The sequence below is a fragment of the bacterium genome (genome assembly GCA_023150945.1).
Classification (GTDB): Bacteria; Zhuqueibacterota; Zhuqueibacteria; order Zhuqueibacterales; family Zhuqueibacteraceae; genus Coneutiohabitans.
On the sequence record JAKLJX010000021.1, the window covers coordinates 39,964 to 57,210 of the forward strand.

Below are 17,247 nucleotides of genomic sequence, written 5' to 3' on the forward strand. Positions count from 1 at the left end.
AGGCTGTTGCTTTTCTTGCCAATTGCCCATTGCCCCCTGCTTCGTTTCAATGCACTGCGTGCTGTGTGATTCCTGCCGAGCAAGGGGCAACGGACAAGGGGCAAGCATTGGCTACGGGGGATGCACTCAGGGCTCTTTCCGTCCGAGCAAGGGCCAAGCATTAAAATGGGCGGCATACTCAAGGCTGTTGCTTTTCTTGCCAATTGCCCATTGCCCCCTGCTTCGTTTCAATGCACTGCGTGCTGTGTGATTCCTGCCAACTGGTGCAAGTCAACTACCGCCTGACGGATGGCTTCGTTTCAATGCACTGCGTGCTGTGTGATTCCTGCCAACCCCCACCGCCCCCACCGCCAGGCTCAATTTTATTGAGTTTCAATGCACTGCGTGCTGTGTGATTCCTGCCAACGGTGCGACCGGCGACGTCGCGAAGTTCCAAGCAATCGTTTCAATGCACTGCGTGCTGTGTGATTCCTGCCAACCAAGAAGGATTTCACGTATCTTCTTGCTAATCACGTTTCAATGCACTGCGTGCTGTGTGATTCCTGCCAACGTTGGTAATACCCCGTATGGCTGGACCCTTGTTGCGTTTCAATGCACTGCGTGCTGTGTGATTCCTGCCAACAAATCGGAGAAGCGGCAAGCGAGCTGGTCATGCTCGGTTTCAATGCACTGCGTGCTGTGTGATTCCTGCCAACTCTCCACCAGCGGGCGCGGTGGCAAGGTATCCTTGGGTTTCAATGCACTGCGTGCTGTGTGATTCCTGCCAACGCTGTAATAGTTGGTGATGTGCGGTTTGATTCTGTGTTTCAATGCACTGCGTGCTGTGTGATTCCTGCCAACTTTGATATGACCTGGAAACTCCCCGACAGTGGTTGTTTCAATGCACTGCGTGCTGTGTGATTCCTGCCAACCATGTGATAAGTGCCATGGCAATTACCGAATAAGTTTCAATGCACTGCGTGCTGTGTGATTCCTGCCAACAAGTGGCGGTTCAAACAGCAGAACCGCATTCAAAGTTTCAATGCACTGCGTGCTGTGTGATTCCTGCCAACATATATAGTCGAAGTAGCCGCAGTATCTGGGCTTAGAGTTTCAATGCACTGCGTGCTGTGTGATTCCTGCCAACGCAAGGACCGTGACCGCACGGTCAAACTGCGCAAGTGTTTCAATGCACTGCGTGCTGTGTGATTCCTGCCAACATGGACAACAAAATGCCCTCAGCACTGCAACAATTGTTTCAATGCACTGCGTGCTGTGTGATTCCTGCCAACCGAGAATTATCCCGTGCGCGTGCGCTACACCATTGAGTTTCAATGCACTGCGTGCTGTGTGATTCCTGCCAACTGGCAAAACAACGACCCCGGGAAGTAAGGCCCGAATGTTTCAATGCACTGCGTGCTGTGTGATTCCTGCCAACAGGAGGAAATTCCTATGTTACGGGCATTTAAAATCATGTTTCAATGCACTGCGTGCTGTGTGATTCCTGCCAACTGCGCTCGGTAATGCCACCGCGGCCATCAATAAGTTTCAATGCACTGCGTGCTGTGTGATTCCTGCCAACACAGGGCTTATATATCCATATGAGGATATTATCTTTCGTTTCAATGCACTGCGTGCTGTGTGATTCCTGCCAACGGTGAATTAGTATGCCTGGAGCAGCGGGTTCAAAGTTTCAATGCACTGCGTGCTGTGTGATTCCTGCCAACGAATACGAAATTATCGATGGTGCCGCGTTTATCGTTTCAATGCACTGCGTGCTGTGTGATTCCTGCCAACACCGTTTTACAGGAGGAACGCGTCGCTCCAGTTAAGTTTCAATGCACTGCGTGCTGTGTGATTCCTGCCAACACTCGGTTCCGCCGACCCCCACTTTCCTGGAAAAATGTTTCAATGCACTGCGTGCTGTGTGATTCCTGCCAACGTACATGCCAGTCCTGTGATGGACAGGGAAGGGTCGTTTCAATGCACTGCGTGCTGTGTGATTCCTGCCAACCCTCCGGACAATACCAGTGGTGTGATATCAAGATTGTTTCAATGCACTGCGTGCTGTGTGATTCCTGCCAACACCCCTTGCGTGGGTGACCCCGGCGGGCGGAAGAGGTTTCAATGCACTGCGTGCTGTGTGATTCCTGCCAACTTACCAGCCCACCGTTTTACAGGAGGAACGCGTCGGTTTCAATGCACTGCGTGCTGTGTGATTCCTGCCAACGAGACGGACCTCAATCAACCGCATCGTCCAGACCTGTGTTTCAATGCACTGCGTGCTGTGTGATTCCTGCCAACCAGGCATTGAGCAACAGCCACAGTGAGGCTGAATGTGTTTCAATGCACTGCGTGCTGTGTGATTCCTGCCAACCGATTCTGTTTGAGCAGGATAGCACCAAGCTGTGCGTTTCAATGCACTGCGTGCTGTGTGATTCCTGCCAACTAAACTCGGAGAAGATGCATCATGAAGAAAATAATAGTTTCAATGCACTGCGTGCTGTGTGATTCCTGCCAACGGCTACTTTTCATACGACCATGGCGACCAGTGGCATGTTTCAATGCACTGCGTGCTGTGTGATTCCTGCCAACCAGTCACCATCGGTTCGGTCGATGGCGTGGTTATGTTTCAATGCACTGCGTGCTGTGTGATTCCTGCCAACTAAGCATAAGTAGCATAAAGGAAGGTGAGAATGTTTCAATGCACTGCGTGCTGTGTGATTCCTGCCAACAGGGAAAGCGACCCTCCAGACGCCATTTGAGGTGCGTTTCAATGCACTGCGTGCTGTGTGATTCCTGCCAACACATCTTTAGCGGTGTCCACGATTCCGGTATCGGTTTCAATGCACTGCGTGCTGTGTGATTCCTGCCAACCCCCAAAACGCAAACCCCCAGTCCCCCCTCTATTTCGTTTCAATGCACTGCGTGCTGTGTGATTCCTGCCAACTCAGGATGACATTCTCAGCCGGGGATGACATTAAGCGTTTCAATGCACTGCGTGCTGTGTGATTCCTGCCAACTGTTCAGAGGGGCGCTCACTCTTGGGCAAGGTGAGTGTTTCAATGCACTGCGTGCTGTGTGATTCCTGCCAACTACCTGGCCGTGGATGGGACCGACATTCATGATTGGTTTCAATGCACTGCGTGCTGTGTGATTCCTGCCAACATGGGAAGTGGATCAACCTCCAGCCGACCCCGAACGTTTCAATGCACTGCGTGCTGTGTGATTCCTGCCAACGATGAGCCTAATGAGGCATGGGTGCCGGCTGGTGGGTTTCAATGCACTGCGTGCTGTGTGATTCCTGCCAACCCTCGTTTCAAGTCGCCGTTCCTGTGAGAGTTCTCGTTTCAATGCACTGCGTGCTGTGTGATTCCTGCCAACTGCTCAAAGGAGGTGATCTCAATGGGCGCCAAGAGTTTCAATGCACTGCGTGCTGTGTGATTCCTGCCAACAGTGAGCAGCAATCCGACTGGTGCCACGGTTCTGTTTCAATGCACTGCGTGCTGTGTGATTCCTGCCAACCGGTTTTCGTCCGTGGTGGGGCAATTACATCCTGTGTTTCAATGCACTGCGTGCTGTGTGATTCCTGCCAACCGTTGGAAAGCTTGGGTGGCAGGCGAGCGAAAAAATCAGTTTCAATGCACTGCGTGCTGTGTGATTCCTGCCAACGCTCCCCCGAGCGGCGACAATCCGCCCAAGCGAAAAGTTTCAATGCACTGCGTGCTGTGTGATTCCTGCCAACTCCCGTTAACGACCGAAGAGCTGCGGCACGGTCCCGTTTCAATGCACTGCGTGCTGTGTGATTCCTGCCAACAAAACGACAGTATATTGTGCTCGCTCAAAATACTGTGTTTCAATGCACTGCGTGCTGTGTGATTCCTGCCAACAACCCCTTATGGAGGACTTATGAGTCCCTGTTACCTGTTTCAATGCACTGCGTGCTGTGTGATTCCTGCCAACCTTAAGTTGTACAATGGGCATTTAGCCCATTTTGTTTCAATGCACTGCGTGCTGTGTGATTCCTGCCAACGAGTCCGTCCGTGGTGAGATGGTGGCGAAATATCGTTTCAATGCACTGCGTGCTGTGTGATTCCTGCCAACGATTCGGACGCGAGTATCAAGACCTTCTACCCATTGTTTCAATGCACTGCGTGCTGTGTGATTCCTGCCAACTCTTTGGGATGGGTACATCACCCGCCACATTGAGCTTGGTTTCAATGCACTGCGTGCTGTGTGATTCCTGCCAACGTTCAACAACATTGTTGTGACGGTGTTCCCGTTGTGTTTCAATGCACTGCGTGCTGTGTGATTCCTGCCAACTCACTCTCCCGGAAGTCTCTAAGGCTTCTGCCAACGTTTCAATGCACTGCGTGCTGTGTGATTCCTGCCAACTCGACCCACAGTAGAGGGGACCGTGCACAGGCTTGAGTTTCAATGCACTGCGTGCTGTGTGATTCCTGCCAACATGAGAACCCGGAGGTTACCGAGGCGGTGAAGATGTGTTTCAATGCACTGCGTGCTGTGTGATTCCTGCCAACACTCTCATGCGTAACGCAGGGGAGCGGACAAGACCTGTTTCAATGCACTGCGTGCTGTGTGATTCCTGCCAACTTCGTAAATCCATGGTGGATTCGGGTTTTTGTTATTGTTTCAATGCACTGCGTGCTGTGTGATTCCTGCCAACGGATTGGAAAACAGTCCTAGCGCCGATACTGCAGTTCGTTTCAATGCACTGCGTGCTGTGTGATTCCTGCCAACCCGGAAGGACACGACCATCTCTTATGCCGGGTCCGTTTCAATGCACTGCGTGCTGTGTGATTCCTGCCAACCACCCCCCTCACGCAGGACGCTTGAGGGAATGATTAGGTTTCAATGCACTGCGTGCTGTGTGATTCCTGCCAACGCCGGAGCGTCGAGTTCCCTCCGGCTTCAAGAAGGGTTTCAATGCACTGCGTGCTGTGTGATTCCTGCCAACTGGGTTGATGACCGCTGCCAGCGACTTCGCCGTCTGTTTCAATGCACTGCGTGCTGTGTGATTCCTGCCAACACGCGGGACGCTGTTCTTTCTCATAAACGATAGGTATGTTTCAATGCACTGCGTGCTGTGTGATTCCTGCCAACATGGCCATCGTTAACGGCCTCCGTGAATCGGTTGAGTTTCAATGCACTGCGTGCTGTGTGATTCCTGCCAACCAAAGGAGATGTGTCCTATGAAAACCAGAGAAATCGTTTCAATGCACTGCGTGCTGTGTGATTCCTGCCAACGATTTCAAGGAGAGCAATCAATGTTTGAGATTAAGTTTCAATGCACTGCGTGCTGTGTGATTCCTGCCAACTGAATGACCTCGAGGTTGTGGTGATCGGCGGAAAGATCGGTTTCAATGCACTGCGTGCTGTGTGATTCCTGCCAACTTTTATGAGCTTCGTGGGTGGTGGACAATCGAATGGTTTCAATGCACTGCGTGCTGTGTGATTCCTGCCAACGGTCGGAGACTCGGTAGTTGCGACAAACATCACATGTTTCAATGCACTGCGTGCTGTGTGATTCCTGCCAACTTGACCTCATTGGGCATGAGGTCGCCACAATGGTTAGTTTCAATGCACTGCGTGCTGTGTGATTCCTGCCAACAAGGTCATGAGCCACACCGGCGCTGTGCTGTTTCAGTTTCAATGCACTGCGTGCTGTGTGATTCCTGCCAACTTTCCCGCAGAGCCCAACACTGGATGTGTGGGTACGTTTCAATGCACTGCGTGCTGTGTGATTCCTGCCAACATCCGATTTTGGATGAGGAAGGCAGTTCACGCAACGTTTCAATGCACTGCGTGCTGTGTGATTCCTGCCAACGTCATACGCTCCTTGGACGGCGCATTGGAAGTCAAGTTTCAATGCACTGCGTGCTGTGTGATTCCTGCCAACTCAACGTAACTAGTAATGTGTAATCTGTAATTCGTGTTTCAATGCACTGCGTGCTGTGTGATTCCTGCCAACGCCACCAGCAGTTGATTCATCCATTGTCGCAGTTTGTTTCAATGCACTGCGTGCTGTGTGATTCCTGCCAACTCTCAGTTGCACAGGCACCCTCGGGTTGGCACGAATCGTTTCAATGCACTGCGTGCTGTGTGATTCCTGCCAACTTAAAAAACGGCTCTTTAACAACGAACAGGGTAGTGTTTCAATGCACTGCGTGCTGTGTGATTCCTGCCAACCTGGATTCTCTCATCGAATGGGCAGAGAAAGTTTGTTTCAATGCACTGCGTGCTGTGTGATTCCTGCCAACACCGCCCCAGCGGGCACCAATCCCCCTGCGACATATAGTTTCAATGCACTGCGTGCTGTGTGATTCCTGCCAACCAGTGAAAGGCGATCCCAACTATATGTACGTTCAGTTTCAATGCACTGCGTGCTGTGTGATTCCTGCCAACCGGGAAAGTCGTGATTAACCCTATCAAGGAAGATTTGTTTCAATGCACTGCGTGCTGTGTGATTCCTGCCAACCCGCCCGGGCTACGCCGGAATCGTCGTGAACAACTGTTTCAATGCACTGCGTGCTGTGTGATTCCTGCCAACAGCGACAACGAGCTCCGCCACGGACCAGGTTTTCGTTTCAATGCACTGCGTGCTGTGTGATTCCTGCCAACTCCACATCGTCGGCGGCTCGACCGCACCGAAGCGTTTCAATGCACTGCGTGCTGTGTGATTCCTGCCAACCGCTTCCGGCAGATTGGTGGCTGGTTTGGTTTTGTTTCAATGCACTGCGTGCTGTGTGATTCCTGCCAACCGTGCAAATGTTTCTCTCGGCTCACATCAGGTAAGGTTTCAATGCACTGCGTGCTGTGTGATTCCTGCCAACCCAGCGGCGCGTGGGTGCGTGCTGACAAGAAAAAGGTTTCAATGCACTGCGTGCTGTGTGATTCCTGCCAACAAGAAGCCCCGTACACCGCCTGGACGTTCTTCAAATGTTTCAATGCACTGCGTGCTGTGTGATTCCTGCCAACCGGTAAACCTTGCCGGACGACAGCCATTCAACATGTTTCAATGCACTGCGTGCTGTGTGATTCCTGCCAACCACAAATACATGCCATACCTTTCGGGAGATGAAAGTTTCAATGCACTGCGTGCTGTGTGATTCCTGCCAACGCCCAAAAAGTCGCGACCCCCAACCCTCAGTTATACGTTTCAATGCACTGCGTGCTGTGTGATTCCTGCCAACAGATTGACGAGGAGGACGAGAATGACAACGACCTTTGTTTCAATGCACTGCGTGCTGTGTGATTCCTGCCAACTCAATACCGCCGGCCGCGAGAAAGTTGTGCTGAAAGTTTCAATGCACTGCGTGCTGTGTGATTCCTGCCAACGGAACCTCCAAGCCGTCCGACCCAGTATCTGCGTTTCAATGCACTGCGTGCTGTGTGATTCCTGCCAACCTAATTCGAGTCGATCTTTTTGACGAGATTGACGAGTTTCAATGCACTGCGTGCTGTGTGATTCCTGCCAACAGGCTGGGCTATTGCCGCCTTCCTGTGCGTTTCAAAGTTTCAATGCACTGCGTGCTGTGTGATTCCTGCCAACACCTTGGCGACTATTGATTATTACGTCGGCCAAGGCTTGTTTCAATGCACTGCGTGCTGTGTGATTCCTGCCAACTTGGACGGTTGAGCGATCACTCATCGGTGACAATCGTTTCAATGCACTGCGTGCTGTGTGATTCCTGCCAACGATGGCGGCATTGGCGCAGGAAATTCGCAAGATGATGTTTCAATGCACTGCGTGCTGTGTGATTCCTGCCAACACTCCCCCAACCGGGCGATACCAATCGCTTATCCGTTTCAATGCACTGCGTGCTGTGTGATTCCTGCCAACGCATGAGTTTCACAACCGCCGTAAGGGGAGTTTGGTTTCAATGCACTGCGTGCTGTGTGATTCCTGCCAACTTGTGAGTCGTTTGCTTCAGGTCGAGGCAATTGACTCGTTTCAATGCACTGCGTGCTGTGTGATTCCTGCCAACTACGAGATCGCAAGGATAGCCTCGGCACACGGGATGTGTTTCAATGCACTGCGTGCTGTGTGATTCCTGCCAACACAAATCGTTGTATCAGAGCACGCTCATCCCGGACGTTTCAATGCACTGCGTGCTGTGTGATTCCTGCCAACATGAGGGAGAGGTTGTTCCCCACCGACCCGTCTCTGTTTCAATGCACTGCGTGCTGTGTGATTCCTGCCAACGAGCGTGCAAAAAGAAAGTAAACGCGCCGACCGTTGAGGTTTCAATGCACTGCGTGCTGTGTGATTCCTGCCAACATCCTGCCACACGCTCATTTGGCAAGGAAAGTTTTGTTTCAATGCACTGCGTGCTGTGTGATTCCTGCCAACCCCCTCCCTCCACCCCCCGTTCCTTCCCCAGCTTCGTTTCAATGCACTGCGTGCTGTGTGATTCCTGCCAACCCTGTCGGAAATAAAGGCCTCAACGTTCAGTCAGAGTTTCAATGCACTGCGTGCTGTGTGATTCCTGCCAACATGAGAAGGCGAGATCAGACAAGAGCTTGATGTTGTGTTTCAATGCACTGCGTGCTGTGTGATTCCTGCCAACAGTTGTTAAACTTACCATAGGAGAAGTGCAATGAAGGTTTCAATGCACTGCGTGCTGTGTGATTCCTGCCAACTGCGTTAGTCGCGCTTCACTCCGGTTGGTCTATATGTTTCAATGCACTGCGTGCTGTGTGATTCCTGCCAACCCCGAAAACGTGCTTCTTGACGGAGCTACCGCTGGGTTTCAATGCACTGCGTGCTGTGTGATTCCTGCCAACCATGCCACTGTCCGGCACCCCTCGGCGGGATCGGTTTCAATGCACTGCGTGCTGTGTGATTCCTGCCAACGAGCAGGTACCCTTCAGTGGTGATCCCGACCTTAGGTTTCAATGCACTGCGTGCTGTGTGATTCCTGCCAACCAAGAAATCAGCTTCCATCGTTGCAACGGGTGGTGTTTCAATGCACTGCGTGCTGTGTGATTCCTGCCAACCTTCGCCCCACATCACCGGATAATTGATTCGTCTCAGTTTCAATGCACTGCGTGCTGTGTGATTCCTGCCAACGTGTGTCCCGTTTTCCTAAGGGACACACAATCTGTGTTTCAATGCACTGCGTGCTGTGTGATTCCTGCCAACACGTTGGTTACCCTTCCAGCCGACCAACCGGGTTAAAAGTTTCAATGCACTGCGTGCTGTGTGATTCCTGCCAACGATGCCGAGGATGCGTACAACGAAGCATTGAAGCGTTTCAATGCACTGCGTGCTGTGTGATTCCTGCCAACTCGCTAGATGTTCAGCTTCGGAAACATCGGAAAAGTTTCAATGCACTGCGTGCTGTGTGATTCCTGCCAACAGAGCGCTTTGGGTTTTGCCACCCGAAGAGGCTACGTTTCAATGCACTGCGTGCTGTGTGATTCCTGCCAACCCGGAGTTGTGAGACGAAGATTGTTGCTAGTGATTGTTTCAATGCACTGCGTGCTGTGTGATTCCTGCCAACGCTGAACGAGCTGATTCGATACAAACCATGAGATCGTTTCAATGCACTGCGTGCTGTGTGATTCCTGCCAACAAAACGAAGTAGATACGCCGCTGTCGTCAGAGCCTGTGTTTCAATGCACTGCGTGCTGTGTGATTCCTGCCAACCGCGGCAGATTTCCGCCACCCTATCTCTCTGTTTCTATTTAGCCATTTTCGGCCGATTCCAACACCCCCTGTTTTTACCCCAGTTAATTTTGTTAAGTCCGCGATTTTCATAAGGCAAATCCAACATCTTCTATAGCTTGACAGTGCCTCTCCTTTCAACATCATTCCATTCAGTAGCTTATCTCAGAAAATCCGGCCATTACAAGAATGTCAAAACTTCCTGTTTGAGCCATACCGCATCAGAAAATCCTGCGGCTTTCCCTCATTTTTTCATCACCTTAACCAGAAAAACCTCTGCGCGGCCCCACGCCACGTTGGTGTCATTCCAACTCAGTGCCAAAGTGCTACAGTTTAATCTAAATAATTCATTCTATTACAGCATGGTGTTCCAGCGGCAGCTCCCGTCCGTTTGTCAACAAGTAAACAAAGGGTAACTCGCATCATCATCATTATTCCCATCATCTTGAATCCGTCTCGCTCAAACAGGACACCCGCGTTTTTGTCAGCAGCGTACACTCAGCCGGCATGCGGTCCTTTTCTGCTCATCTAATTTTCTGTTTAGAATAGACCTGCAGCATGTGGCGCCAGACTTAAATTTCTAAACCAAGCCGAATTTTTCGGTGTTTTTCAGACTCCTTTTTCCGCTGGGGTGGCTGCCGGAGGCCTCAAGCGGCCGGGTCGGTCTTTCCAGGTCAGCGTCACGGCCTCTGCTCTCAGCCGTCTGCGAGTTGCCACGCTTGTCCCATGCCCATGGTGGTGTGCGAGCCGACGCCGCTGAAGTAAGCAAATTTCGCCAACAAATGCAAGCTTTGGCGATAGATGTTCGGCATGGCCGGGTGCAACGCAAAGCGGGCCACGCCGGTGAAACCGACACGCCGGTATTTTTTGAGATCCACCATTTGCGTTTCCAGGCGGCTGTAGGCGAGATGAATGCTGTCAACGAAGTGCTGCACCTCCTCCACCGGCAGGGCAAAAGGGCTGGCGAGTTGCCATTTGTTGAGCAGGTAGCCGAAGACATAGCGCGGCACGGGCAGCGGCAACGCGTGATCGTTTTCCATGAAGCAGGTGGCTGAGTCGAAGCGCAGGGTAACGGACTCGGGCAGTTGGCCGGCTTCGGTGGCAGCTTGCACTTCCGCGGCCAGGGCCGCGAAGGTGGTGGTGCCGGCGTGATGATGCTGCGCCGGCGTGAGGCAGGCCGGGCCGGGCGTGAGCGTGCGGTCATCGAGTTGGGGACCGGGTTGCCGGGCAGCCGCCTGCGCGACAAGCTCGCCGAAAGTCTCTTCCAAGGTCGTGAGGCGGAACCAAACGGTTTGGCCTTGCCGGATTTTGCGCCAGGGGCCGTCGTGGGTGAAGTGGCCGTGCAAGTCGGAGAGGGCGTAGGGCCGGGTGTAGTTTTTGTCGTGCAGCCGGGCGGCGAGTTCGGGCTGGTGGTGTTGCAGCCAGTGCAAGAAGGCGGCATGGAGCAGCCGTCCGGCGTGGCGCGGCACGGCGGTGTCGAGGCCGGCGGTGAGAGGAAAGACGATGCTGGAGAGATTCATGGCGAGGAGCCAATAAAGATAAGGAGCCAAGGAGCCAAGCAGCCGGACTCGGTTATTGGGTGCGGTGTGCGAGTCAGGCTATTTCAGGAGCAAAAGTTTTCGGGTTTGCGCGAAACGGCCGGTAGCGCTGGTTGCTTCCAGCCGGCAAAGATAAACGCCGCTGGGCAGGAGCGCGCCATGCTGGTCCTGGCCGTTCCAGTTCAAGTGATGATCGCCGGCATTTTGCCGTTCGCCGCTGATGAGCATGTTGACCTTCTGCCCCACTGCGTTGTACAGCGCGAGAGAGACAGTTGCCGGCTGCGGCAATTGATACCGAATTTGCGTGCCGGCGTTGAAGGGGTTGGGATAATTCTGCAGCAATGCAAATGATGCGGGCAAACTCACGCGTTCTTGCACTTTGGTCGCATTGTCAAAGACAGCCGCGAGGCGATGATCAGCGCGAATGTTGGCAAAGGTATATTCGCTGATGGGGCCTAGAGAAACACCGTCAACCTGCACGTCGAGAATTTCTGCGCCGCTATCGGGCACGACGTGAAAGCCGAGGCTGTTATTGTAATTGACGAAAATCGTATCAAGTTCAGCATACGTGGAATCCATGGGAACGAGGCGACCGTTGCCCTGGGTGTGCGCGAGGATTTGAAAGGCGTGGAGATAGGCATCGGGGCTGCGATGCGTTTCGAAGATGCCGTCGCCGTTGGCGTCGAGGAGAAGCTGCATGGTTGCAGAAACGGGTTGTGCGAGGCGCAGCGAGCACAGGGCCACGGTTGCGGGTTCCACGGCAACGTTCGCGAAGGTTGCGATGATGCTTCGGCTGCTGTTGGTGAGATCGCGAATCTCGAAATCGAAGCTGCCGGTATCGCCTTGGGCCGCGATGCGCACGAGGTAGCCGAAGCCGCTGGCAGCTTGCGGCAGGCGGATGCGCTGCCGCTTGTGGCCGAGGGAATCGCGGTTGGCGAGATAGCGGCTTTGCGGGATTTCCTCCTCCCAGGTTGAATCCGAGGTCGGGCCGGTGTGGCGGCCCGAGGCGTCATAAACGTGTAGATCGACCGGGCTGGCTACAACCAGACTCAGTGAAGCCTGGCGTTCAAAACCGACTTCATCGATCCATACCTCGGAATCAATGCCCAAGCCGCCGGCGTCAAGGGCAAATTCCAAAGTTTGTATGGTGCCGCGCATTGCGGTGACGTCGATGAAGTTCCACCAATACGAGTCATTGGAGCTGCCGAGCGGAATGGGTTTTTCTTTATCACCGACACGCACGATCAATTCGTCGTTGACGCTGCTTTTGTGAGCGCGATAGGCAAAGTGGATGAGATCGGCGTCGTGCGGGATGAAGAAGTAATTGTGTTTGAGCGAGGCGTCGCCGCGATTGAGCACGAGATGATAATCTTTGCCGCCCTCTGCGCCCTCGTCGCTCACGTTGCCGCCACCCCCGCCGCCATGAAAGTGCCAACCGGGCATGCGTTGGCCGATAGCAAAATTGGAGCCGAAATCGAAATCGCCGTTGAAAATGTGGTGCTGGTTGAAGTAGCGATCTTGGCTATGAGAAATCGTGCCGCCGGGCTGGCCGTGGGGCAGCGTGGCGATGGTTGCAATGTTGCCGGCCACGGCTTTGCTGAAATTGTATCCGCGCGTAGTGCGTTGTTGATTGGGATACCACGTGCCGCCGATGTTGATTGCTGCGCCGGTACCGTCTTCTTCTGCAGCGTGATCGATGGTGCCGTGATACCAGACGTGAATATTCGAGTGCGACATGTCGTGGTAGTTTTGCGAGGTCTCCGACAAATCCAGGCGGTACCGGCCGGCGGTGATTTGTTCCAGTCCATTCAAGCCCGCGCCCAGGTGCCAATAATTGTCCGCATAGCTCACGTTCTTCCAGCAAACGACGGCATCTGCGGGCTGATCGTTGATGAGCGTTGGTTCTTCAAGGTGATTGACACTGTAGTCATCGGCAGTCAAAGGATCGGCAATATGATCGCCCTGCAGTTTATCCCACGGATGCGCATCGAGAGTGGTGAAGTGAATGTTGGTGTCGATGTTCAAGTTGGGCTGCAATTTACCCGCCGAGCTGGTCCACGCATCGAGGCGCTCTATACATTCGCTCGCGACGATTGTGCCTCGGCTGTGGCCGATGAAGTGGAGATTGTCGAGACGCCACTTGCCTTCCAATGCGCCCTTGAGCAGCAGCGCGGCGAGCGCATCGCCCGCGCCTTCGGCAAATCCGAGCGTGGCAAAATCGGATTCCGTGATCCAATCCATCACGACCACGCGATCACCGCCGCCGGCTACGCTGCGCTCGTTTTCCTCGAGAATTTGTCCGTCGCGCAACGTGTAAACGATCCCGCCTGTTCGCCGGGCAATAGCCTCGGCCATGGTCCACAGCCAATTCGGGCGTGTGGGAGAGAGAGAAAGACCATGAACCAATACTGTCGTCACTGCCGGTGCAATCGTGAAGGCTGCATCACTTACGTCGCGCGTGTTGGTGTCGCCGGCATCGATGACTCGAACCAAACAATTGGTTGAAGGCGCATTCGGAATTTCCCAGGCAAACGTGCTCATGGCGGCATCGATATTTTGCGCGATCGGCAGCCAGGTTGTGCCGGCGTCAATGCTGTATTCGAGATCAAGCCATTGCACTTCATTGCTGGTCCACCAAATCGATTGCGTCGCACCGGTTTTCCAATTCTCACCGCCATTGGGGGAGAGCAGGGTGAGCCCTTTACCCGCAGTTGCAACCGTGCTTGCAAAATAAATTTCACGATTCCCGTCACGATCATCCTGCCACACGAAATGCCCGTTGCCATCGGCGAGAATGGCCACCGCCGGGCTGGTGGAGTTTGCGCCGAAATCGGAAATGCGCGTGTCGGGTATCGTCTTTGTGTTGTTGTCTACCATGCTATAATAGATTTCCGGCGCGCCGTCGCGGTCATCCTGCCACACCGCGAGCATCTGGGTTTCCGTGTCGTCATTGGCGGCGAGATCGAGCGCGGAAGTGTTGCCCGCCGCCTCGGTGAAAACCGCGCCGCTGAAATGCACCGCCTCCCAATTGTTGTTGATGCGGTCGAGAAAAAAGAAATAGCCGCGATTGTCATCAACCATTGCAATGCGCGGGTGATCGGCGCTGGCACGACTAGAAACGTTGAAGCAGCATTGCGTGTGATTGTCTGGATAGATGCGATGAAAAATGAGACGGGTGTCGAGGAAAAAGCCAGTGTAGTCTTTGTAAGCCACGTAGAAGCTGCCCTTGCCGTCGCCGTCGATATGAGGTTCACGGGTGAGATAAATGTACTCCGTGTCCAGGATGATTTCATTGCCCACAAACGCGCCGGCGGGAGAAATCTTGCGAAAACCGATTTCATGCGCCACGCCGTTTTGCTTGGTCCAAGTCACGCCGGCCGTGCCCTCGGGCTCGACGGCGATGTCCGGTGTTTCACTGTTGCCGCCGGTCACGCGCTTGGGCGCGACGAGGCCTTCGCCCGCACGGTTGAGTTTGCAGTAATAAATCTCGTTGCCTTCCTGCCAGGCAAGATGTGCATGGCCTGAGGCATCGACGGCGATCTTGGGCCGCTGCGAGGCGCCGCCGGTATTGGTCACGTGCACGTCGCTCGTAAGCTTGCGGCCCTGCGGACTGACGAGACAAAAGTAGACTTCCCAGTTGCCGTCGCGAGAGTCCTGCCAGGTGACATAGGCATTGCCCGCCGGATCAACTGCGATGTCCGGCGCTTCGGAGGCTGCGGGGTCTTGCGTAAGGCGGAGGTTGGTGAAAGACTGCGGCGCGAGATGAGATTTGGCAAAATCTTCCGGCGCAGGAATTTTCAAAACAGCGGGCATGGGCCCTGCTTCAAAAGCGTGTTGGCTGAATGCCGGCGCGGTTGTAAAGAGAAACACGAGCACAAGAGATTTGAATTTCATATGAGTCCCCTTCTTCTCAGGCAGATTGCCTTAGTCACTTCGTCAAATCGAATTGTTCAAATTCCTCTTGCGTGCAGGGGATGGTGAGCACCGCGTCGCCGCTGCCGTCCATGATTTGGTTGATTTGCGCGAGGAATTCAGGTTTATTCAAGTAGCTTAATGAAAAGCGGCTGCCTTTGGTTTTCATGGGAATCATGCCGAGGCGGCCGAGAATTTCTGCGCGGGTCAGCTCGGCGCGGCGCAATTCCACGGGCAACTCCAGCGATCCTTTCCCGCCATGTTGCAGCGTAACGGTGATTTTTTTGCTTTGCCGGGCTTTTTCATTCTGTAGATCTTTTTGTACTCTGCGCGCCTTGAGCCACGCCAAAAGCGAAAAGAGCGCGGCGAGCAGGCCGACGAGGGTGCCGAAGGTGTTGATGAAGTCCATTATTGTTCCTTGCGTTTTTTGAGCCAGGGGTCACAATCGCGATGAATGTGCACGCCGATCTCACGCTTGCCGTGGGTGCGATAGAGCGGCGACTCGACGGCCTTTTCAATTTGCGCGAGGATGAATTCCAAGCCGGCAATTTCGTCTTCGCGATTCATGCGGTCGTTCTCGGCCATACAGATGAGATGGTCGATGCCGCCGTGACGCAGCATGAGTTGCAAACGAATGCTCTCATTCGGCGCAGCAGCCATGGCTTTTTCGAGGAATTCCTTTTCGACTTCAAGCTGCTGTTTGTGGACTTCTGCAGCCTCGCGCTGGGCCATTTTGTCATACAACTTTTCTTCGTATTCCTGCCACACCTCGACGCGGAGGTAATCTTTCTCTTCGCGCTCATAGCTAGGCGAGAGCACGCCATAGGTGCATTCATCGATGGCTTGCTCGACCCATTCCACTTCCTGCGCTCTGGTTGATTCTCGAAATTGTTCCAACGCTTACAGCGCCTCGGGATGGTTGGCGTGCGCGAGTTCCATGACGATGCGTTTGAGCTCTTCTTGCGTCGTGGCCAAATCGTGGAGGCGAGTGATCCACGATTTGAGCTCGGCGGGGGTGAAGTTGGGAAGCATGAGGAGGCTCCTTTCCAGGGCTTATTCAATTTTTTTCCATCACTGTCGCCCATTGTACTGTTGGCCTTCCATGATGATGAAGCCAAAACCTTTCTGGCGTCAGTAAACTCAATCTGTCCCATGAGCTTAGTTCTTCACCGCACAAACTTCGCCAATATATCGCGCATAATCAAGCAGTGAATTGGTCATCTCTTCTATCTTTGAGCCAAAAACATTGGAAATTGCCGGAGAAAGCGCAATCTCATCAGGCGGTGGAGGATTGGTAATGGAATACCGCGCCCTAGGTTTATTCGTTTCATCCATCTTGGACTCAAAAGTATCGGAGCTCACTGGAGAAATATCCCTCTCATCAGGTTGCAGAGGCTTGTTAATGAGATCGGTATGAAGGCGTAACAGATAAGCGTAATCACCCTTCCCTTTGATATTCTCAAGGTTTGAGCGATACCTTCTACCAGGCCGGCTCGGGCTGTGAACAAACTGATGGCGCAAGCAAAACAAAAGCTGAATGTCAACATACGCATCAAGTCGAGCTTGCTCCGATTCGAAAATACTGTTGGCCGGCCCAAGCTTGTTGAATGGATTCTTTTGCAGCATTTGCTTGTAAATCTGATTAACGCTGTCGAAGTTTTGAAATGACCGGCATTCTTTGGAAATATAATCATCGAGGTCGATAGGATTGGGAGGAACGGCTACACTTACCGATAGCCCAACCTTTTTCTTTACCGCGCCGGCTAAAAAGGCGTCAAGCCCAACGACCAAAAGCGCCTGTTCAATCAAGAAATCGCGCAAGAAAGTTTCGAACGCTGTGCAATATGCTATGGCTGTTCTGCGATGCGTTTCTCGCTGCCAGATGTTCAATTCCGCCTCGGCAAAGGAACGCTGGGCATATTGCTCTTGTTCATTTTCTCTCAACCTCAGAAGCTCGGCCGCTGGTTGTTTTTCTTTTTCTGCAAAGTCCAGTTCCGCAAATGCCTGCTTCCATTGTTGCTCGGCCTCTGATCTTGATGCAATCAGGAGTTGTGTGATTTCAGCGCTTCGTCTTCTGATGACCTCGATATCATCAGCGATTTCGATAAAGCGATCCAACGCATCCAT

Annotated in this window: 5 protein-coding genes and 1 CRISPR repeat array; all 5 genes read right to left on the bottom strand. The window is 53.2% G+C overall.

Annotation, left to right across the window (positions count from 1 at the left end; all coding sequences use genetic code 11):
- Window positions 1-224 precede the first annotated feature (224 nt).
- Window positions 225-9,652: direct repeats of the CRISPR family, unit length 37 nt; unit sequence GTTTCAATGCACTGCGTGCTGTGTGATTCCTGCCAAC.
- Between the two features lie 713 nt (window positions 9,653-10,365).
- The gene (gene cas6, locus L6R21_22085; GenBank protein MCK6561898.1) at window positions 10,366-11,190 is read right to left on the bottom strand and encodes a CRISPR system precrRNA processing endoribonuclease RAMP protein Cas6; all 825 of its coding nucleotides are present in this window, start codon (window positions 11,188-11,190) and stop codon (window positions 10,366-10,368) included.
- A gap of 78 nt (window positions 11,191-11,268) precedes the next feature.
- A complete protein-coding gene (locus L6R21_22090) occupies window positions 11,269-15,021 on the bottom strand; it encodes a T9SS type A sorting domain-containing protein (GenBank protein ID MCK6561899.1) in 3,753 nt (1,250 codons plus the stop codon).
- A gap of 115 nt (window positions 15,022-15,136) precedes the next feature.
- Entirely contained in the window at window positions 15,137-15,529 is a 393-nt protein-coding gene (locus tag L6R21_22095; protein ID MCK6561900.1) for a hypothetical protein, read from the bottom strand.
- On the bottom strand, window positions 15,529-16,017 hold the full coding sequence (locus L6R21_22100; GenBank protein MCK6561901.1) for a hypothetical protein: 489 nt from the start codon (window positions 16,015-16,017) through the stop codon (window positions 15,529-15,531). The genes L6R21_22095 and L6R21_22100 overlap by 1 nt, the downstream gene beginning before the upstream one ends.
- A 261-nt stretch (window positions 16,018-16,278) precedes the next feature.
- Window positions 16,279-17,247: a hypothetical protein gene (locus tag L6R21_22105; GenBank protein ID MCK6561902.1), complete on the bottom strand. Its 969-nt coding sequence runs from the start codon at window positions 17,245-17,247 to the stop codon at window positions 16,279-16,281.

Excerpts from the sequence above, each read along its gene's own strand:
- L6R21_22095 (MCK6561900.1), bottom strand. The coding sequence starts at position 15,529 with ATGGACTTCATCAACACCTTCGGCACCCTCGTCGGCCTGCTCGCCGCG.
- L6R21_22105 (MCK6561902.1), bottom strand. The coding sequence starts at position 17,247 with ATGGATGCGTTGGATCGCTTTATCGAAATCGCTGATGATATCGAGGTC.
- L6R21_22090 (MCK6561899.1), bottom strand. The coding sequence starts at position 15,021 with ATGCCCGCTGTTTTGAAAATTCCTGCGCCGGAAGATTTTGCCAAATCT.
- cas6 (MCK6561898.1), bottom strand. The coding sequence starts at position 11,190 with ATGAATCTCTCCAGCATCGTCTTTCCTCTCACCGCCGGCCTCGACACC.